Origin of the sequence: Nocardia brasiliensis NBRC 14402 (assembly GCF_000308475.2) — a bacterium.
In the GTDB taxonomy this organism is placed as follows: domain Bacteria; phylum Actinomycetota; class Actinomycetes; order Mycobacteriales; family Mycobacteriaceae; genus Nocardia; species Nocardia brasiliensis.
Map to the genome: position 1 here is coordinate 86,060 of NZ_BAFT02000016.1, position 19,148 is coordinate 105,207.

At 69.2% G+C, this 19,148-nt stretch carries 17 protein-coding genes; 13 read left to right on the forward strand and 4 right to left on the reverse strand.

Translation table 11 applies throughout. The features are described 5' to 3' along the window. Window positions 1-24 precede the first annotated feature (24 nt). On the reverse strand, window positions 25-882 hold the full coding sequence (locus TY25_RS03320; RefSeq protein ID WP_042254010.1) for a LysR family transcriptional regulator: 858 nt from the start codon (window positions 880-882) through the stop codon (window positions 25-27). A gap of 111 nt (window positions 883-993) precedes the next feature. Between TY25_RS03320 and TY25_RS03325 the strand changes: the two genes are divergently transcribed. The 3 genes from TY25_RS03325 (at window position 994) to TY25_RS03335 (ending at window position 4,463) form a co-directional block, all read left to right on the forward strand. After that, window positions 994-2,286, forward strand: coding sequence for an NAD(P)/FAD-dependent oxidoreductase (locus tag TY25_RS03325; protein WP_042254011.1), 1,293 nt, complete (start codon window positions 994-996; stop codon window positions 2,284-2,286). A gap of 267 nt (window positions 2,287-2,553) precedes the next feature. Next, entirely contained in the window at window positions 2,554-3,429 is an 876-nt protein-coding gene (locus tag TY25_RS03330; RefSeq protein WP_042254208.1) for a GNAT family N-acetyltransferase, read from the forward strand. Then, window positions 3,426-4,463 (forward strand): lysophospholipid acyltransferase family protein, encoded by a 1,038-nt coding sequence (locus TY25_RS03335; protein WP_042254013.1) that lies wholly within the window; start codon window positions 3,426-3,428, stop codon window positions 4,461-4,463. The genes TY25_RS03330 and TY25_RS03335 overlap by 4 nt, the downstream gene beginning before the upstream one ends. Before the next feature lie 83 nt (window positions 4,464-4,546). Here TY25_RS03335 and TY25_RS40310 read toward each other — a convergent pair whose 3' ends face one another. Next, entirely contained in the window at window positions 4,547-5,737 is a 1,191-nt protein-coding gene (locus TY25_RS40310) for a PucR family transcriptional regulator (protein ID WP_052382770.1), read from the reverse strand. Window positions 5,738-6,156: 419 nt separating this feature from the next. On the opposite strand from TY25_RS40310, the gene TY25_RS03345 reads away from it, so the two are divergent. From TY25_RS03345 to TY25_RS03375, 7 genes are all read left to right on the forward strand, one after another. Next, the gene (locus TY25_RS03345) at window positions 6,157-7,566 is read left to right on the forward strand and encodes a lipase family protein (RefSeq protein ID WP_042254014.1); all 1,410 of its coding nucleotides are present in this window, start codon (window positions 6,157-6,159) and stop codon (window positions 7,564-7,566) included. Between the two features lie 144 nt (window positions 7,567-7,710). Beyond that, window positions 7,711-8,940 carry a cysteine desulfurase family protein gene (locus TY25_RS03350; RefSeq protein ID WP_042254015.1) on the forward strand — a complete coding sequence of 410 codons (1,230 nt, stop codon included), beginning with the start codon at window positions 7,711-7,713 and terminating at the stop codon, window positions 8,938-8,940. Further along, window positions 8,940-10,061, forward strand: a complete 1,122-nt coding sequence (gene mnmA, locus TY25_RS03355) for a tRNA 2-thiouridine(34) synthase MnmA (RefSeq protein WP_042254017.1) — start codon at window positions 8,940-8,942, stop codon at window positions 10,059-10,061. The genes TY25_RS03350 and mnmA overlap by 1 nt, the downstream gene beginning before the upstream one ends. A gap of 115 nt (window positions 10,062-10,176) precedes the next feature. Then, complete coding sequence (locus tag TY25_RS03360) at window positions 10,177-11,280, forward strand: methionine synthase (protein ID WP_226887217.1); 1,104 nt, start codon at window positions 10,177-10,179, stop codon at window positions 11,278-11,280. 80 nt (window positions 11,281-11,360) lie between these two features. Continuing rightward, complete coding sequence (gene ligA, locus TY25_RS03365) at window positions 11,361-13,490, forward strand: NAD-dependent DNA ligase LigA (protein ID WP_226887218.1); 2,130 nt, start codon at window positions 11,361-11,363, stop codon at window positions 13,488-13,490. 108 nt (window positions 13,491-13,598) lie between these two features. Beyond that, entirely contained in the window at window positions 13,599-14,294 is a 696-nt protein-coding gene (locus TY25_RS03370; protein ID WP_042254018.1) for an SDR family NAD(P)-dependent oxidoreductase, read from the forward strand. Further along, window positions 14,291-15,331 (forward strand): S-adenosylmethionine:tRNA ribosyltransferase-isomerase, encoded by a 1,041-nt coding sequence (locus TY25_RS03375; RefSeq protein ID WP_042254019.1) that lies wholly within the window; start codon window positions 14,291-14,293, stop codon window positions 15,329-15,331. Before TY25_RS03370 ends, TY25_RS03375 begins: the two co-directional genes overlap by 4 nt. Here TY25_RS03375 and TY25_RS03380 read toward each other — a convergent pair. After that, window positions 15,328-15,675 (reverse strand): hypothetical protein, encoded by a 348-nt coding sequence (locus TY25_RS03380; protein WP_042254021.1) that lies wholly within the window; start codon window positions 15,673-15,675, stop codon window positions 15,328-15,330. The two genes, TY25_RS03375 and TY25_RS03380, sit on opposite strands and share 4 nt — an antisense overlap. Before the next feature lie 248 nt (window positions 15,676-15,923). Here TY25_RS03380 and TY25_RS03385 point away from each other — a divergent pair, with 248 nt between their 5' ends. The 3 genes from TY25_RS03385 to TY25_RS03395 are packed head-to-tail and all read left to right on the forward strand — an operon-like array spanning window position 15,924 to window position 18,131. Beyond that, window positions 15,924-17,168, forward strand: a complete 1,245-nt coding sequence (locus TY25_RS03385) for an AAA family ATPase (protein WP_042254023.1) — start codon at window positions 15,924-15,926, stop codon at window positions 17,166-17,168. Window positions 17,169-17,205: 37 nt separating this feature from the next. After that, complete coding sequence (locus TY25_RS03390) at window positions 17,206-17,550, forward strand: hypothetical protein (protein WP_029898403.1); 345 nt, start codon at window positions 17,206-17,208, stop codon at window positions 17,548-17,550. A 53-nt stretch (window positions 17,551-17,603) separates the two neighbouring features. Further along, window positions 17,604-18,131 carry a GNAT family N-acetyltransferase gene (locus TY25_RS03395; RefSeq protein ID WP_042254024.1) on the forward strand — a complete coding sequence of 176 codons (528 nt, stop codon included), beginning with the start codon at window positions 17,604-17,606 and terminating at the stop codon, window positions 18,129-18,131. 78 nt (window positions 18,132-18,209) lie between these two features. On the opposite strand, the gene TY25_RS03400 is transcribed toward TY25_RS03395, so the two are convergent. Next, window positions 18,210-18,860, reverse strand: a complete 651-nt coding sequence (locus TY25_RS03400) for an ACT domain-containing protein (RefSeq protein WP_014987212.1) — start codon at window positions 18,858-18,860, stop codon at window positions 18,210-18,212. Window positions 18,861-19,148: the final 288 nt, after the last annotated feature.

The following is a 19,148-nucleotide window of genomic DNA, read 5'->3' on the forward strand; positions in this document are numbered from 1 at the left end:
GGGCGCGCTGATACCGGTGTGGATTCAGTTGCGGTGCAACCCGGCGAGCAAGGTGGTGAGGATCGGGGAGCGGCGCGCGTCGCTGCGCAGCACCGCCGAGACCGGGATGCGCAGTTTCTGTTCGGCCAGCTTCAGTACGACCAGGCCCTCGGTGGAACTTTCCGCGTAGAGGACGGTCCACGCGTCCGGCCGGTTGATCAATTCGAGCGTCGCGGTGTGGTCGGGCGGGATCGGCGGGCCGAAGGTGGGACCGGTGGGCAGCTCGGCGAACGCGGACCGAATCACGGTGTGCAACAGCACCTGTTCCTGTTCCGGCGGGAGCAGCAGGGGATAGCGGCTCAGGTCGGACAGCGTCACCGTCTCTCGGGTGGCGAGCGGATGCGCGCTCGAGGTCGCGATCACCAGATCCTCCACCCACAACTTCTCCACCTCCAATCCCGGCTGATCGACGCTGCCACGGATGAGCGCGAGGTCGCAGTCGCCGTCCGCGACCGCGGTGATCCGCTGCCGGAACGGTTTGATCACGAATTCGATCTCGGCCTCCGGGTGCGTCGCTCGCGCGCCTGCGATGGCGGACAGCGATCTGGTCGCGAAGGACATGTTCGCGGCGAGCCGGATCCGCGGGCCCACCGTGCGCACCGCCGCCCGGATCGCCGATTCCAGGCTCAGCATCTGTTTCGCAAGGGGAAGTAGCCGTGCGGTGGCGTCGGTGGGTACCACTGATCTTGTCGAGCGTTCGAACAGTTGCACGCCGAGGTCGCGCTCGAGCCGGGAGATCTGATGGCTGATCGCGGACTGTGAGATAAAGCACCGTGCGGCCGCTCCGCTGAAGCTGAGCTCCTCGCAGACGGCGACGAAGTAGGTGAGCTGCCGTAGTTCCACAGCGCCTCCGATTAATGACGGATCGAGATAAGAGTCATCTGCATTATGCGCCCTGACACCTGAAATATCTCGCTTCCGGATGACGGTTGGTAATGAGAGAAGGAGGCTGTCATGCAGTACGTGGATGCGGGAATCGAGACCGCGGGTGTTGTCATCGTCGGATCGGGATTCGGCGGGCTGTCCGCCGCCAAGCAACTTGCGAAGTCGGGTATCGATTACGTGCTGATCTCCAGCACGCCGGAGCACCTGTTCCAACCGTTGTTGTACCAGGTAGCGACCGGTGTGCTGGCATCGGATGAGATCGCCCCGCCGATCGCGGGCATTCTGCGCCGCCACCGCGAGGCCGACGTGCGCCTCGGCAAGGTGGTCGCCATCGACCCGGACAAGGCGATCGTCACTTATGAGCAGGACGGCACGCAGCACCGGATCCGCTACGGTTCGCTGATCGCCGCCACCGGTGCCAGCCAGTCCTATTTCGGCCGCGACGATTTCGCCGAGAAGACCTTCTCGCTCAAGACCATCGATGACGCGAAACTGCTGCGCGCGCAGATCCAGCGGGTGTTCGCCGAGGCCGCGGGCGCCGACGAGGAGACCAGGCGCAGGCTGCTGAGCTTCGTCGTGGTCGGCGCGGGCGCCACCGGCGTCGAGGTCGCGGGTCAGCTCAAAGAGCTGGCGAAACGGTATTACCACCAAGAGGTTTCGGTGACCCTGGTCGAGGGCGCGGGCGAGGTGCTGCCCCCGTTCGGCGGTGGGCTCTCGGAGTACGCGAAGAAGTCGTTGACCCGCTCGGGCGTCGAGGTGCTGCTCGGCACCTTCGTCACCGATATCGAGCACGGCAAGGTCACCGTCAAGGACAAGACCGGGGTCGAGCACGGCATCGCGGCCGAGACGGTCGTCTGGTCGGCGGGTGTGCAGGCGGGCGGCTTCGCGAAGATCCTGGCCGAGGCCACCGGCGTGGCGACCGACCGCGCGGGCCGGCTGCTGATCAATCCCGACCTCACCGTCGGCGGCTACGCCGATATCTACGCGATCGGCGATATGACCTCGCTCAACGGCTACCCGGGACAGTCGCCGGTGGCCATGCAGGAGGGCAGGCACGCCGCCGACATCATCCGCCGCAAGAAGCCCGCCGGGACCGCGTTCAAGTACTGGGACAAGGGCAGCATGGCGGTGATCAGCCGGTTCAGCGCGGTCACCAAGCTCACCGACAAGATCACCTTCCGGGGCGTGCTCGCCTGGTTCGTCTGGCTCGCGGTGCACCTGTTCTATCTCGTCGGCTTCCGCAACCGGTTCGCCGCCGTCGCCTCCTGGCTGGTCGCCTTCATCGGCACCGGCCGTCCCGGTTTCGCCGAGGTGGACAAGGCGCAGCGACGGGTCGGCGCCGAGGAACGTACCGCCGCTTGACAGTTCGCGGCGCACCCCGCCCGAACCCGACGTGAAGTCGCATCGCGCCACCCGCGGTGCGACTTCGTGCTGTTCGCGTCGCGTTCGAATGGTGTTCACGGACAACGCTTCCGACGGCTGAAAGCCGCGTTTTCGGCGCGTGGGCGCGAACGCGGTGCGACGCCGGGGTGAACGCGCGGTGTGATCCGCATCTCGTTCACCGAACCGGCATCGCGGGGACACTTCGAGGTTGCTCCAGCGCAGTTTCAGCCTGGCTTCATCACGGATATGACAGCATCGCTCAGCGATTCGATCAGGGGTGGCGACCGGGCGAAGGGCGCGATCACGTCGGTGTTGACCGCTCCGGCCCGCTCGACGGACGCCGGGGAGCACCGAGCACGGTACTCGTTGGTCGTTTCCTCCGACACCGAGCACCGCATCGCGGCGCAACGGCTACGTTACGGCGTCTTCGCGAACGAGCCCGGTTTCAAGATTCCCGACAACGGCACCGGACTGGACGCCGACCGGTTCGACGACCACTGCGACCACATGCTCGTGCGCGACGATCTGACCGAGGAGTTCGTCGGCTGCTACCGCATGCTGCCGCCGGACAAGGTCGCCGCCGCGGGCGGGTACTACACCGCCACGGAATTCGAACTGTCCCAACTGGATCCGACCGGACGGCGGATTGTGGAGATGGGCCGGGCCTGCGTCGTGCCGGAGCACCGCAATGGTTCGGTGCTCACCCTGATGTGGGCGGGCATCCTGCACTACATCCAGCTCACCGGCTACGACTGGGTGATGGGCTGCGCGTCCGTGCCGATGCAGGACGCGCCCGCCGACGCGCCCGGCGTGAACGTCCGCGGCGTGCGTGACCTGCTGCTCGGCCGGCACGCCTCCGATCCCGAGCACCGGGTGCGGCCCTATCGGCCGGTCGTGGTCGACGGCCAGACCCTCGACGAGCTGACCCCGCCCGCGCGACCCAAGCTGCCGCCGCTGCTGCGCGGTTATCTGCGCCTGGGCGCGGAGATCTGCGGCGAGCCCGCGCACGATCCGGACTTCGCGGTCGCCGACTTCGTCGTGCTGCTCGGGCTGGACACGATCAACACCCGCTACCTCGAGCGGTTGCAGGGCGCAGCCGCCAATTTCGACGGAGGACGGTGAGCGACATGGTGTTCGACGCACCACCCGCCGAAGCGAAAGCACACTCGTGGATGCCGTCGAGCCCGTGCGGGCCCGGCTGCATCGAGCCGATCGATGCGGTCGGCACCGGGCGCGTGCTCGGCAGGTTACTCGGCGTGGCCGGGCTGCTGATCAGCTTCCCGATGGTGAATCTGGTTACCCCGCAGGGCAAACGAGAACATCTCCAGCGCGGCTACGCGCGGACCCTGTTGAGTTGTCTCGGTATGGAATTGCGAATAGTCGACCGGCGGGTCGACACGAACGGGCGCGGCGCTGTCGATGAGGGCAGCACCGCGCCCGTTGCGTATGGCGAGCGGGGCGCCGGGGTCATGGTCGTGGCCGGGCATATCGGCTGGACCGATATCGTCGCGCTGGCCGCGGTGCAGCCGCTGGGCTTCGTCGCCCGCGCCGACATGGTCGACTGGCCGGTGCTCGGCAAACTCGCCACGCTGATGCGCGTCATCCCGATCGAGCGGGAGAAGCTGCGTGCGCTGCCCGGTGTGGTCGCGCAGATCGGCGCCCGGCTCGCGGCGGGCGAGCGGATCGCGGTGTTCCCGGAGGGCACCACCTGGTGTGGCCGCGCGTACGGCAGCATGCGACCCGCGCTGTTCCAGGCCGCGGTCGACACCGGGACCGCGGTGCAGCCGGTGCGGCTGCGCTACCTGGACCGGCACGGAAAGCAGTGCACGGTACCGGGATTCGTGGGCGAGGACACCTTCGCGTCGTCGGCCAAGCGAGTGCTTCGTTCGCGCGGCATGATCGCCGAGGTGGTGCTCGAGCCGCTACAGCAGCCGGGCACCGACCGGCGGGATCTGGCGCGGCGGTGCGCGGCCGCGGTGCGCGGCACGGAACTGTCGCGGCACGGCGAGTTCGACGCCACGGTCTGGATCGAGGCCGGATCGACCCGGGTCCAGGACCCGTCCGTCGCCTCGGACGCACCCGAGGTACGCAGGCCGGTGCGTCGGCTCCCGCTGCTGCGCGGGCGCGCGCGCCGGGCGGAAGCGGTTACCGGATAGCTCGATCGATCGGCGGGAGCGGCGGGGAAAACCCTTGCCGCTCTTTGTCGTTCCAGACGATCGGCCCGGTTCGTGACGAGCGACTATGGCGTGCCGAGTGATTCGGCGATGCGCGCGGCCATGAGCGTCGCGATGCCCGAGGGGCGTTGCGGATCGAGTCCGGTGAGTTCGGCGACCCGGTTCAGCCGGTAGGTGATCGTGTTGCGGTGCACGAACATCTCGCGGGCCACCGCGTTCTGGTTGAAGTCGCGATCGATGAACAGGCCGAGGGTTTCGCGCAGCACCGGCTGATCCGCGAGCGGCTCGAGCAGGCCGACCAGGGCGGTCCTGGCCGGTTTGGCCGTCGCGACCAGGTATTCGAACATCATCGCCTGTCGGCGGCAGACCAACTCGGGCCAGCGGGTGCTCCGCGCGACCTCGGCCACGGCCTGCGCTTCCGCGTAGGCGGCGGGGATATCGGCGTGGCGCACCGCCGCCGCGACGCCGATCCACAGCTGCGGTTGCCCGGCCGAGATCGTGGTGAGCTGTGCCGCCAACGAGGCGACGGCGGCGTCTTCCTCGACGGCGGTGTCGTACGGGATGAGCGCGGTCCAGCCGCCGCCGTCACGGCGCAGGAAGGCGCCGGGCATGGCGTGAAAAGTGTTGCGCAGCAATGTGACCGAGCCGGGGCTCGGGTCGCCCAGGCGTACCACGGCGATCAGGAACGCGGGCGCGATCGCGATGTCCTGGCCGGTCGCCCACTCGACCGGATCGCGCCCGTTGAGCAGGGCGTCGGCGATCTCCCGGTGCCGTTCGATGATGTCCCAGCGGGGTTGGCGGATGTCCTCGACCACCGCGGCCGCGATCCGGGTGGTGACCAGGCCCAGATAGTCGTTGAGCTGAAAGGGCAACGCCGCGGGCAGCGGTGGCTCCTGCTCGGCCGACCACTTCTGCATCAGCTGCGACCACAGGAACGACACACCCAGGCGATAGTTGGTCATCGCTTCGGTGAGTTCCATGCCTTGCCGGACGAGGCCCACCGCCCGGTCCACCAGCGGTTGCGTCTCGGCCTCGGACGGCTCGACGCCGGTGCGCGCGAACTCGAAGAACAGGTCGACGTTCAGTTCCGCGCCGGGCCGGAAGTCCGCGTCCATCAAAGTGGGCGACAACTGGTCGTATGGCGCGGCTCCGACGGTGAATTCGCTGATCAAGGCGGCGGCGAAGGCGTGCAGGCGGTCGAGCACCGCGTCGGGCGCGGTCGCGTTCTCGGCGTCCTCACGATGCGGCACCGGCATTCACCCCTACTTCGGCAGAGTCGGAAAACGTGCTGCTCGAATCATCACATCCGGTGCGCGCGGCGGCCGCTTCGCAGCGTCGGCGGTGTCGGCCACGAAAGATCCGCATGATTTCACCTGCACCGATTGTGCACAGTGGCGAGTGCTGGTCGGCCTATTTCGGTCGGGTGCCGATTGACGATGCAAACCGGGTGGTTTGCAATTGATGGAGTACGACACAAGCGCATAGCGAATGTGGGGCTACTCATAGTGATACATTGCACCGCATCGCAGGGGTCGAGGTGAGGGACTCGCTGTTTTCGTGGAGGTCCGTGTACGACGCGGGATCGAATGAAACGGCATCGAGTCGGCAATCTCGGCGGATGTTTCGCCCTAACACTGATCGTTCGTCGTTGTGATCTCTCGTCGAGGAGTGCGCCATGCGTGTCGTCGGACTGCGGTACCTGTTGCGCCGGTGGTCGACCGTGCCGTTCGCGGTGTTGTGTGCGGTCAGCCTGGTGGCCACGGCCGGTACCGTGGCGGCCGAACCGGTTCCCGTGCAGCCGGTGCTGCCTTTTCCCATCCCGCCGACGCCGCCGGAATTCGACCCGGCCTTCTATGAGCCGGACCCGGCCGTCGTGGCGGCCAAGCAGCCCGGCGAGATCATCGCGGCACGCGAGGTCCACGTCTCGCTGTATTCGGTGCTGCCGTACAACGTCGACGCCTGGCAGTTGTCCTTCCGTTCCACCAACACCAGGGACGAACCCATCGCGGCGGTCACCACGGTGGTCAAACCGCGCGGCGACAACAATGGCGTGCCGCGCAATCTGCTCTCCTATCAATTCGCCCCGGACTCCAGCGCGAAATACTGTTCACCGTCCTACGTGCTGCAATTGGCCTCCGTGCCGCCGAATATCACCGGGGCGCTCAATATTCCGGTCGAGTTCATCAACGCGATCACCACGGTCGGGCTGGGCTGGGCCCTGAACATGCCCGATTACGACGGCCCCGACATGGCCTTCGGCGCGGGTCCGCTCAACGCGCGGATCACGCTGGACAGCATCCGCGCCGCGGAGAACTTCGATCTGCTCGGACTCGAAGGGGCCGCCACCAAGGTGGGTCTGCTCGGCTATTCCGGCGGTGCCATCGCCACCGGTCACGCGGCCGAACTCAAGGCGTCCTACGCACCGGAACTCAACGTCGTCGGTTCGGCGATGGGCGGCATCCCCGCCGACCTGGTCCGGATGATCAAGCTGGCCAGCAACAACGCCGGCTCCGGCCTGCTGCTGTCGGGCATGTTGTCCGCCGCGCGCGAATATCCGGAACTGGCACAGTATTACGACCAGCACATGAACGGCTTCGGCAAAGCGATGGCGGCGGTGAAGGCCCCGTTCTGCCTGTGGTCGGCCGCGGTGCTGCCGTTCGTGAACCTGCCGGGCCTGTTCGACAGCCCGGACGTGTTCAGCGATCCGGTGCCCGCCGCGGTGTTCGAGAGGCTGCGGATGGGTCACTCGACTCCCGATATGCCGGTCTTCATGTTCCAGTCCAATCCCGACTGGATCGTTCCGGTCGGCCCGGTCAACGACCTCTATGCGCATTACTGCGAGGACCCGAACGCCCGCGTCGAATACATGCGCGACAACTTCAGCGAGCACTTCTCCTTGTTGGCGATCGCGTGGGCGAAGGAGACCACCTGGCTGAAGGACCGCTTCGACGGTGTGCCGGTGCAGCAGGGCTGCGTCTTCAACGACGTCGGATCGATGGCGCTGGACCCGGCGACCTGGCCCGAATGGCTGCGCAAGGTCGCCACCTTCGTCCCCGCCGTTTTCCAGTACCCGATCGGGAACTGACCCGGTCGTCGACCGCGTGCGCAGACACGCCTGCCGGGAATAGCCGAACACCGTCACCGGGTTCTGGTTGGTAGGTGAGTCATAGCTCACTGGGGGGACACCCCGCAGATACGCAGGTCAACGCTGGGATAGGCTTTCTAGGTCATGATGGCGGGTTTTTCGGGTCCGGAGCACAGTGCGGCGCCCCAGACGGTCTACCTCGATCATGCGGCCACCACGCCGATGGTGCCTGCCGCCATCGAGGCGATGACGGCTGCGCTCGGGCTGGTGGGGAACGCGTCGTCGCTGCACGGCTCGGGCCGTGCCGCCCGCCGCACGCTGGAGGAGGCGCGCGAATCGATCGCCGCCGATCTGGGCGCCCGGCCCTCGGAGGTCATCTTCACCTCCGGCGGTACCGAGAGCGACAACCTGGCGGTCAAGGGCATCTACTGGGCGCGTCGCGACGCCGAGCCGCGCCGGACCCGGATCATCGCGAGTTCGATCGAGCATCACGCGGTGATCGACGCGGTCGAGTGGCTGGAACAGCACGAGGGCGCGCGGGTGACCTGGCTGCCGGTGGACGCCGAGGGCGTGGTCTCGCCGCGCACCTTGCGCGCCGCGCTCGCCGCCGACCCCGGCGACGTTGCGCTCGTCACCGTGATGTGGGCGAACAACGAGGTCGGCAGCATCCAGCCGATCGGCGAATTAGCCTCCGTGGCACAGGAATTCGGCGTGCCCATGCACAGCGACGCGGTGCAGGCCGCGGCGCAGCTGCCGATCGATTTCGCCGCGAGCAACCTCTCGGCGGCGAGCTTCGCCGGGCACAAGGTCGGCGGCCCGCACGGCATCGGCGTGCTGCTGCTGGGCCGGGAGGTGCCCTGCGTGCCGCTGCTGCACGGCGGCGGGCACGAGCGCGACTTGCGTTCCGGGACCTCCGATATCGCCGCCGCGGTCGGCCTGGCCACCGCGCTGCGCCATACCGTGCGCGAATTGCCCACGCGCACCGCGGAACTGACCGCCCTGCGGGACTGCCTGATCGACGGCGTCCAGGCCGTCGAGCCGGACGCGGTGCTCAACGGCGCCCCCGGCGAGCGGCGGCTGCCCGGCAACGCGCACTTCACTTTCCCCGGCTGCGAAGGTGATTCGCTGCTGATGCTGCTCGACGCGGCCGGGGTGGAATGCTCGACCGGCTCGGCGTGCACCGCCGGTGTCGCGTCGCCGAGTCACGTGCTGATCGCCATGGGCGTCGAGCCGTGGCAGGCCCGTGGATCGTTGCGATTCTCGTTGGGGCACACCTCGACCCGCGCCGAGGTGGACCGATTGTTGGAGGTGCTGCCCCAGGTGGTGCAGCGGGCCAGGGCCGCGGGTCTGGCCGGTGCGAAGGGAGGTGTTTGATGCGGGTACTCGCCGCGATGAGTGGTGGTGTCGATTCGGCGGTGGCGGCGGCGCGAGCGGTCGACGCGGGTCACGAGGTGGTCGGCGTGCATCTGGCACTGTCCGCGACGCCCGGCACACTGCGGACCGGTTCGCGGGGTTGCTGCTCGAAGGAGGACGCGGGCGATGCCCGGCGTGCCGCCGACGTGCTCGGCATCCCGTTCTACGTCTGGGATTTCGCGGACCGCTTCAAGGAAGACGTGATCGACGATTTCGTCGCCGCCTACGCGGCGGGAGAGACGCCGAACCCGTGCCTGCGCTGCAACGAGAAGATCAAGTTCTCGGCGCTGGCCGACCGCGCGGTGGCGCTCGGCTTCGACGCCGTGGTCACCGGGCACTACGCGCGCCTCGACGACGGTGTGCTGCGCCGCGCCGTGGACGCCGACAAGGACCAGTCCTACGTGCTCGCCGTGCTGAACGCCGAGCAGCTCTCGCGCGCCATGTTCCCGGTGGGCGACACCCCGAAGCCGCGGATCCGCGAGGAGGCCGCCGAGCGCGGGCTGGCCGTCGCGAACAAGCCCGACTCCCATGACATCTGCTTCATTCCCTCCGGTGACACCCGCGCCTTCCTCGGCGCGAAGATCGGCATCCGGCCCGGCGCGGTGGTCGACGCCGACGGGCAGGTGCTCGGCGAACACGAAGGCGTGCACGGGTTCACAATCGGCCAGCGCAAGGGACTCGGCCTGCCGGGTCCGGCGGCCGACGGCAAGCCGCGCTACGTGACGGGCATCGACCCCGATTCCGGCACCGTCCGGGTCGGCTCGGCCGAGGACCTCCAGGTGTGGACCGTCGACGCCGAGCGGGCCATCTGGACCTCGGGCACCGCGCCCGAGGGGCCGATCGAGTGCGTCGCGCAGGTGCGCGCGCACGGCGGCACCGCACCCGCGATCGCCGAGGCCGTCGGCACCGGGCTCACGGTGCGTTTGCGCGCGCCGCTGACCGGTGTCGCCCGCGGTCAGGCGGTCGTGCTGTACCGCCCGGACGAGCTGGGTGACGAAGTGATCGGCAGCGGCACCATTTCCGGTACCGGCGGGGCGGACAGCGCCGCCGCGAACAGCGAAGCCGCCGCCGCGACACGATGATTCGAGCCGCCGCGGCGGCAGCGTGCCGTCTCGGTATCGAGGTCCGCGGCGCTTCGTGGAATTCGCTGGGCGCGCACAATGATCGGAGCGCATCGGGTACCGGTGTGCGCACACGATGATCGACCGACGGAAACGGGCAACGGTGTATCAGGACGGCATAGGCGAGGGACGCGACAGCGAAGCCGACGGCGAGGTCGCGGCGCGCCCCCTCCTGCGCGGCGGTATCGCGACGGGCGTCGGTTCGTGGCCGGGCACCGACCCGCGGGAAGCCGCCGCGACCATCCTCGGCGAGCTGCCGGAGCTGCCGCACCTGGCGGAGCTGCCGGGGCGGGGCGCGGGCGCGGACCTGATCGGGCGCATGTCGGCCCTGCTGGTGGACATGCGCTTCGACACCACAACCCGCGGTTACCGGCTCGCGCCGCGGCCGGGCGCGCTGTCCAGGCGGGCCCGCGACCTGCTCCGCGCCGACCTCGACGCGCTCGAAGAGGTCTGGGAGACAACGGGTTCGAGTGGTCCGATCAAGCTACAGGTCGCAGGTCCGCTGACGTTGGCGGCGCAGGTGGAACTGCCGCACGGGCACCTGGTGCTGACCGATTCCGGTGCGCTGCGCGATCTTTCGGAGTCGCTCGCCGAGGGGCTGCGTGAGCACGTCGCCGAGGTGGGTAAACGGCTCGGCGCGCCAGTGCTGCTGCAAGTGGACGAACCGTCGTTGACGGCGGTGCTCGACGGATCGCTGCGCGGTGTCAGCGTGCTGGACACGGTGCGCGCCATGCCGGAACCCGAAGCGCTCGCCACGCTCGACTCCGTGCTCGCGGCGCAGTCCGCGCCGGTGCTGCTGCACAGCTGTGCCGCTCCGCCCGCGCTCGGCTTCATGCGCCGAACCAGTGCGGCCGCAATCGGATTCGATCTGGCCACGATCGGCACGAAGGACCTCGACCCGGTGGGCGAGTTGCTCGATGCCGGCAAACATCTGGTACTCGGTGCGGTGCCCACCACCCCCGGCGCCGCCATGCCGGACTGGCGTGCGCTCGCCGAACCCGGTGTCCGCCTGGTCGATCGGCTCGGCTTCCCCCGCTCGACCCTGGCGACCCAGATCCTGATCAGCCCGGCGTGCGGCCTGGGCAACGCACCGCTGAGCTGGGCCCGCCAGGCCCTGAGCCGCGCCGCCGAGCTCGCGCGCGCCTACGCCGAGGACCCGGAGTCCCTCGCCTTCGAGTGAGGTGCGGGGCGCCGACGCGGGGCCGCGACGTGCGCGAACACTGCCGTGAGATGTCGGTGGCCTCGGCTAATGTGCGTTGGGTGAGTGACAGCAGTGCGGTGGACAACGACACGAACGCACCCGCCCCGGCGACGGCCGAGCAACGCGTGCAGTGGCAGCAGTTGGCGGACGAGGTGCGCGAGCATCAGTTCCGCTACTACGTGCGCGACTCGCCGATCATCACCGACGGCGAGTTCGACACGCTGCTGCGCCGCCTGCAGGCCATGGAGGAGCAGCACCCCGATCTGCTCACCCCGGATTCGCCGACCCAGCTGGTCGGCGGCGGGTTCGCGACCGACTTCACCGCGGTCGACCACCTGGAGCGGATGCTGTCGCTGGACAACGTGTTCGACTTCGACGAGCTGCGCACCTGGGCGAGCCGCGTCGAGGCCGAGACCGGGCCCGATCTGCACTATCTGTGCGAGGTGAAGATCGACGGCGTCGCGCTGAACCTGGTGTACGAGAACGGGCGGCTGGTGCGCGGGGCGACCCGCGGTGACGGGCGCACGGGCGAGGACGTGACGCTCAACGCGCGCACCATCGAGGACATCCCGGGCGAGCTGACGCCCAGCGCCGAGTTCCCGATCCCGGCCTTGCTCGAGGTGCGCGGCGAGGCGTACATGCGGCTCGAGGACTTCGAAACGCTCAACGCGGCCATCGTGGCCGAGGGCAAACCGCCGTATGCCAATCCGCGCAATACCGCGGCCGGCTCGCTGCGGCAGAAGGACCCCGCGGTCACCGCCCGCCGCCGGCTGCGGATGATCTGTCACGGCTTCGGCCGTATCGAAGGCTACGCCCCGGCCTCGCAGCACGAGGCCTATCGGGCGCTGGCGGCCTGGGGCCTGCCGGTGTCCGAGCACACCAAACTGGTGCAGGGCATCGACGCCGTCATCGAACGCGTCGCGTACTGGGGCGAGCATCGCCACGATATCGAGCACGAGATCGACGGGCAGGTCGTCAAGATCGACGAGATGGCCCTGCAGCGCAGGCTCGGGTCCACCTCGCGCGCGCCACGCTGGGCGATCGCCTACAAGTATCCGCCGGAAGAGGCGACGACCAAGCTGCTGAACATCGAGGTTAACGTCGGTCGCACCGGACGGGTCACCCCGTTCGCGGTGATGGAGCCGGTGTCCATCGCGGGGTCGACGGTCTCGATGGCCACGCTGCACAACGCGTCGGAGGTCGAACGCAAGGGCGTGCTGATCGGCGACACGGTCACCATCCGCAAGGCGGGCGACGTGATTCCCGAGGTGCTGGGTCCGGTGGTGGACGCGCGCACCGGCGCGGAACGCGCGTTCGTGATGCCGACGCACTGCCCGGCCTGCGGCACCGAATTGGCGCCGCAGAAGGAGGGCGACGCCGATATTCGCTGCCCGAACCAGCAGTTCTGTCCCGCCCAGCTGCGCGAGCGGGTGTTCCACGTGGCGGGTCGCGGCGCGTTCGATATCGAGTCGCTCGGCTACGAGGCGGCGAACGACCTGTTGAAGTCGGGGGTGATCACCGACGAGGGTGATCTGTTCGACCTCGATGAATCCCGCCTGCTGGCGACCACCCTGTTCGTCAACAAGGACGGCGGGTTGTCCGCGAACGGCCGTCGCCTCCTGGACAACCTGGACGCGGCCAAGGGCCGGCCGCTGTGGCGGGTGCTGGTGGCGTTGTCGATCCGGCACGTCGGGCCCACCGCCGCACGGGTATTGGCGCGGGAGTTCGGCAGTCTCGACCGGATCCAGGACGCCTCGGCCGAGGAGCTGGCCGCCGCGGACGGGGTCGGGCCCACCATCGCGGCGGCGGTCGCGGAATGGTTCACCGTCGAATGGCATCGCGCGATCGTCGGCAAGTGGCGCGCCGCGGGCGTGCGGATGGCCGACGAGCGCGACGAGTCCATCGAGCGCACGCTCGAAGGGCTCTCCATCGTCGTCACCGGCTCGCTGGACGGGTTCTCCCGCGACGGCGCGAAGGAGGCCATTCTGATGCGCGGCGGCAAGGCTGCGGGTTCGGTGTCGAAGAAGACCGCGTTCGTGGTGATCGGGGATTCGCCGGGCTCGAAGGCGGCCAAGGCGGAGGAACTCGGGGTGCCGATCCTCGACGAGGACGGGTTCCGGTTGCTGCTGGAGGCTGGGCCGGACGCGGTGACGCCGCAGTCCGAAGCCGAGTCCGAACCGGAAGAGTAAGCAGGACAGCCGGATTCGACCGCGCGCGAGGTGCCCGTCGTCGCACCCTTGACCTGAACCTATCTCGAGGTATGAGGATCGACCGGTAGGCACTACCAGGAGGTCATCATGGCTCGTCGTACCGCACTGATCACCGGCGCCTCCGCCGGATTCGGCCGGGCGCTCGCCCACGCGCTCGTGCATCGGGGCTGGCGGGTGATCGGGACGGCCCGGGACGCCGAACGGCTCGCCCGGGTGACCACGGAACTCGGGGCCGCGTTCGTCGCGGTCCCCGGCGATGTGACCGATCCGGCGCACCGTGCGGAGCTGGCCGAAGTAGCCGGTGGTGCAGGGGAACTCGCGCTGGTGGTGAACAACGCGAGCGCGCTCGGGCCGAGCCCGCTGGTCCGCCTCGCCGACTATCCGCTCGACGAACTCGAGCTGGTGTACCGGACCAATGTCGTCGCGCCGCTCGCCGTGGTGCAGTTCGCGCTGCCGCTGCTGGCGGCGGACGGCAGCGTGGTGAACCTCAGTTCGGACGCCGCGCTCGAGCCGTATCCGGAATGGGGCGGCTACGGTTCGTCGAAGGCGGCGCTCGACCAGCTCACCGCGATTCTGGGTGCCGAGCATCCGCAATTGTCGATCTACGCGTTCGATCCGGGCGATATGCGGACCGCGATGCACCAGGCGGCCTTCCCCGGTGACGACATCTCCGATCGTCCGGAACCCGAGACCGTCGTCCCCGCGCTGTTGCGGCTGCTCGACGAGAAGCCCAAGAACGGGCGCTACGCCGCCGCCGATTTCGCGGTGGGGCACCGGTCATGACCGTGCTCGTCGATCGGCCGCGGTTCGTTCTCCCGCCCGAACGCAACGCGGTCGCCCCGCCGGAGGCGCGCGGCCTGGCCCGGGACGAGGTGCGGCTGCTGGTCGCCGGGGCGGGACTCACGCACGCCCGGTTCCGCGAACTGCCACGACAGCTGCGGCCCGGTGACCTTGTGGTGGTGAACAATTCGGCGACGCTGGCCGCCGCGGTGGACGGCAGGCTCGACGATCGGCCGATGGCGCTGCACTTCGCGACCTGGCTGGACGACGGCGGCTGGGTGGTCGAGGTGCGCACCACCGCCCGCACTCCCTTTCCGGCGGAAGAGCTTTCGGCGGGCGCGGTGATCAGGCTGCCGGACGGCGTGCGCGCCACGCTGCGGTCGCCGTGGTTGGCGGGCGCTCGCCGGCTCTGGGTGGCCGACCTCACCGCCGACCCGCGGCAGCTGTTCGCGGTCTACGGCTACCCGATCACCTATTCGTATGTGCCGCAGCGATGGTCGCCGTCCTACTACGAAACGGTGTTCGGCCGGGTGCCGGGAAGCGCGGAGATGCCCAGCGCGGCAAGGCCGTTCACCGAGCGACTGGTACTCGACCTGGTCGCGGCCGGTGTCGGTCTCGCCCCGATCACCCTGCACACCGGTGTCTCGTCACCGGAGGCGGGGGAGCCGCCGAGTCCGGAGCGGCTCACCGTCCCGGCGTCGACCGCACGCCGGGTGAACGACACGAAGGCCGCGGGCGGGCGCGTCATCGCGGTCGGCACCACAGTGACCAGGGCGCTCGAAACCGCCGGTGACGCCGCGGGCGTCGTGCATCCGGTACTCGGCTGGACCGAGCTGGTCCTGGGCGCGGGGCGGCCCGCCCGCGTCGTGGACGGGTTGATCACCGGCTGGCACGCGCCGGGCGCTTCCCACCTGGACCTGCTGGTCGCGGTGGCGGGAGAGGCCACGGTCCGCGCGGCCTACGCGGCGGCACTGGAGACGGGATACCTGTGGCACGAGTTCGGCGACAGCGCCCTGCTGCTGGGCGGCGCGGACGACTAGTTCTGGGTGACGGAGACGGTGGCGCTCTCCTGGGTCGCGATCTCGAAACGTCCGCACGTGCCGTTGGTCAGTTCGAGTCGCTGGGTGACCGCCTTCCCACGCAGCTTCGGGAAGGTGGCCTCGGCGACCACGTCGGCCCCCGGCATCGAGCACACCTTCGCGATCGTCTGGGTGCGGTAGCTGGTCGTGCCGGTCACGCACGCGGGCTCGGCATTGGCGAAGAAGATGCGCGCGGTGCCGTCGCTACATGTGTCGGCGGCCGCGTGCGGCGCGACGACCGCGATCGACCCGAGGGCGAGCGCGGCGGCGACGGAGCTTCGGACAACAAGGCGACGAACCGTCATACCTGATCACTACCCATCGGTTTCGAGCGTTTTCTGCGTATCGGCCGCGGGGTGCCGCAGCGTCCAGCATGCTAACCCGGCACCAGGTGGTTTGTCGGGCGATCAGGGCAGGTCGCGTGGTCGTCCAGGGGGTGAACAGGCCGTCAAGCTTTGTGTATGCGCAATCGCTATGAATTTGTCGAGTTCGCGTCCGCGGCTGCCGCGGCCCTGCTGTCGCGGTGCCGGCCGCCGGGCGACAGGATGGCGGGATGCTGCGCAGTTTTCAGGTGACCAATCACAGATCGCTGGCCGAGGAGCAGGAGTTGCGGCTCACCAAGGGGAGTGGGCCGGTGGCGGTACCGGTCACTGCGATCCACGGCACCGCGGCGGCGGGCAAGACCAACCTGATCGACGCGCTCGCGCAGATGCGCGACGCGGTGCTGCATTCGGTCACCGGGTGGGATCCCTACGCCGGCCCGGTGCGCACGCCGCATCTCGGATTCGCGGACCGCCCTTCGGAATTCGTGGCGAGCTTCGTTGCCGAGGGCGTGCCCTACACCTACGGCTTCCGTCTGGACAACGCCGACGTGACGGCCGAGTGGCTCTACACCCAGCCGCGCTCGCGCAAGCGAATCGTGTTCGAGCGCAACGGGGAACAGATCAAGATCGGGCCGATGTTCGAGGCGGCGCGCTACGGCATCGCGGCGCTGGTGCCGCTGGTGCGCCCGAATGCCTTGCTGCTCAGCCTGGCCGGGCAGATGTACGCGGACGCGCTGGTGCCCGCCTATCGCTGGTTCGAGTCCATGCTCGAGGTCCAGCTCGGACCGGCCGATACCGCCGCCGTCGCGCACCGCCTCGGCGGGCACCTGTCGCGCTCGCCGGAGAACGCCGCGCGGCTGCTGATGCTGCTGCGCACCGCCGAACTCGGGATCACCGATCTGCTGATCGCCGAGCACGATCCGATGTACGCCGATTACCTGCGCGATCTGGATGCCGAGATCGCGGCGATCGGCAAGCAGATCGAACTGTGCGCCACCTCGGCGGACTTCGCCGACCGGCTGCTGCGCGAGGGCGGCGTCACGCCGGTGCTGCTCGAACGCGAGCTCACCAACATGAAATCCGCCAGGGACGCGCTGTACGCCCGGATGGTGGCGCGGCGCGGCGTCGGCCTCGGCCTGGTGCACGACGGCATCGACAACCCGTTCGACCTCGCCGACGAATCCACCGCGACGGTCTCGCTGCTGCGCATTCTGCCGACCATGCTGGACGCCCTCGATTCGGGCCGGGTGCTGGCCGTCGACGATATCGGCGCGCACCTGCCCGCGGAGGAAACCGATCGCCTGATCCAGCTCTTCCAGAACCCCGAAACCAATTCGCGCGGCGCCCAACTCGTCTACACCACCAACAATCGGGCCCTGATCGATCGCGGCAACGGGCGTTCGGTGCGTACGCGCAGCGTGGTGTGGCAGGTCCGCCGCACCGACCACGGCACCAGCGAACTCGCCGCGGTGTAGCGCCGGAGCCGCGCCGGCGAGGCAATAGCATGGGCACATGCTCGAATTCGGAATGCTGCTGATCATGGTCCTCGCAGTGGCGGGGATGGTCGTGCTCTATCTGCGCGGCCGCGGCGGCTTCCGGCCCACACAGGCGGAAGCGGGCACGCTCTACGTCACCGGTGTGAGCCCGCGTCCGGACGCCCAGGGCGAGCAATACGTGACGATCACCGGCAATCTGACCGGGCCGTCGGTGTCGGGCACGGTCGTCTACGGGCGCTTTGCCTGGGACGTCAACGCCTGGCCGTCGATCGGCGACCTCATCGACGTGGTCTATTCGCCGCGCAATCCGCAGAGCTGGTCGATCGCACATCCCGGGGCCCGGCCGAGCCTCGGTTCCTGAGTGCGGGCAGGTGTGACGTAGACCGGGTTACGTCGAATGGCACGATGCCGGGTATGGATCCGAACGCTGCCATCGATGCCAAGGACCCGCGGTTGGAGATTCGGCCCGCGCGACCGGACGAGTACGCGGCGGTCGGTGAACTGACCGTCGAGGTGTACGTCGGCGAGGGATTCGTCCGCGCGGGCACCCCGTACGCGGCCGAGCTCGCCGATACCGCCCATCGCGGCGCGTCCGCGGAACTGCTGGTGGCCGTGCACGCCGGCCGGATCGTCGGCTCGCTCACCGTCGCTCGCCCCGGCACGCCCTACGCCGAGATCGCGCGTCCCGGCGAACTCGAGTTCCGGATGCTGGCCGTGGCCAAGACCGCGCGCGGCCTCGGCGCGGGAACCGCGTTGGTGCGCACCGTGATCGACATCGCGAAGGCGGAAGGCTTTGCGGCAGTGGCGCTCACGACCATGCCCGCGATGGTCGACGCGCGCCGCATCTACGATCGCTACGGCTTCGTCCCCACCCCCGACCGCGACTGGCACACGCCCGCAGGCGAACTCCTGACGGTGCTGCGCTTGGTTCTCGCGCCGTAGATCCCGGCGTCAAGCCCTGTCTCGAAGTCCCGTCCGGTGCCGCCATGGTGGCATCCGGCCGGATGCCGAGGCCGGCACCTAGCCGAGCACGGTGGCCACGATGCCCGCGAGATAGCCGAGGCGGGCGACCTCCGAAGGCCGGAAGTCCGGGCCGCCGGGGCGCCCGAGCAGCAGCACCTTGCCGGTGTTGCCGAGCGGCGCGGCGGCGAGCTTGGTATCCATGTCCCGCCAGATCTCGGGCACCCATTCGGATTCCGGGTCGAGGATGGCGGGCTTCTCCAACGGCATCCACGGCGCCGAACCCGCTTGTGTCTCAGGCGCACTCGGGCTGCCGACCACCCGGTAGGCGCCCTGCGGCCCCATGTCGATGATGGTGCTCCAGCCGACCCGCAGCACCCGGGGCACGCCGTCGACGAGCACCTGCAACCGGTCGTCCTTGGCGCTGGCCACCTGGTCGATCAGTTCGAGTTCGCGGTGGGTGTCCAGCACGCCCGAGTACGGGCGGATGGAGTCGACCCGCACGTCGCCGATCGATTCGGCGGCGGTGATCAAGGTGTCGGGCAGCGCGCCCTGGGGCACCTCGACGACGAGGTCGTCGACGGCGAACCCGGCGCCGCGCTCCACCACGTCCAGCGAGAGGATGTCGGCGCCGACAGAGCCGAGGGCGAGCGCGAGCGCACCGAGGCTTCCCGGTCGATCCGGAAGTTGCACGCGGAGCAGGTACGACACGTGCTTTCCTTTCCTTGGGCGGCCGAGGCTCTGAACGGATACCCGGGTCACGCAATACTTACACCCCTGGGGCCGGGTTATCGACCCGAAGTGCGGCCAGTGATGTACGCCACGCGGCGATTTCGTGACAATACGGCGTGTCGAGCTAGTTCGAGAAGCCGTGTCGTCCCGCCGCTTCACCAGTTTCAGTTACCCTCGGCGGCCCGATCAGCCTACTGCGCGGCGATGACACGGAGGACCGGTCGCCGGGGTGCGGGTGTGGGTGGCGTGTGCGGTGGCTAGGCTCGT

Bases quoted from the DNA above. Each gene is read 5' to 3' on its own strand.
- TY25_RS03325 (WP_042254011.1), top strand. From the start codon at position 994: ATGCAGTACGTGGATGCGGGAATCGAGACCGCGGGTGTTGTCATCGTC.
- TY25_RS03330 (WP_042254208.1), top strand. From the start codon at position 2,554: ATGACAGCATCGCTCAGCGATTCGATCAGGGGTGGCGACCGGGCGAAG.
- TY25_RS40310 (WP_052382770.1), bottom strand. From the start codon at position 5,737: ATGCCGGTGCCGCATCGTGAGGACGCCGAGAACGCGACCGCGCCCGAC.
- TY25_RS03345 (WP_042254014.1), top strand. From the start codon at position 6,157: ATGCGTGTCGTCGGACTGCGGTACCTGTTGCGCCGGTGGTCGACCGTG.
- TY25_RS03350 (WP_042254015.1), top strand. From the start codon at position 7,711: ATGATGGCGGGTTTTTCGGGTCCGGAGCACAGTGCGGCGCCCCAGACG.
- mnmA (WP_042254017.1), top strand. From the start codon at position 8,940: ATGCGGGTACTCGCCGCGATGAGTGGTGGTGTCGATTCGGCGGTGGCG.
- TY25_RS03360 (WP_226887217.1), top strand. From the start codon at position 10,177: ATGATCGACCGACGGAAACGGGCAACGGTGTATCAGGACGGCATAGGC.
- TY25_RS03370 (WP_042254018.1), top strand. From the start codon at position 13,599: ATGGCTCGTCGTACCGCACTGATCACCGGCGCCTCCGCCGGATTCGGC.
- TY25_RS03375 (WP_042254019.1), top strand. From the start codon at position 14,291: ATGACCGTGCTCGTCGATCGGCCGCGGTTCGTTCTCCCGCCCGAACGC.
- TY25_RS03380 (WP_042254021.1), bottom strand. From the start codon at position 15,675: ATGACGGTTCGTCGCCTTGTTGTCCGAAGCTCCGTCGCCGCCGCGCTC.
- TY25_RS03385 (WP_042254023.1), top strand. From the start codon at position 15,924: ATGCTGCGCAGTTTTCAGGTGACCAATCACAGATCGCTGGCCGAGGAG.
- TY25_RS03390 (WP_029898403.1), top strand. From the start codon at position 17,206: ATGCTCGAATTCGGAATGCTGCTGATCATGGTCCTCGCAGTGGCGGGG.
- TY25_RS03395 (WP_042254024.1), top strand. From the start codon at position 17,604: ATGGATCCGAACGCTGCCATCGATGCCAAGGACCCGCGGTTGGAGATT.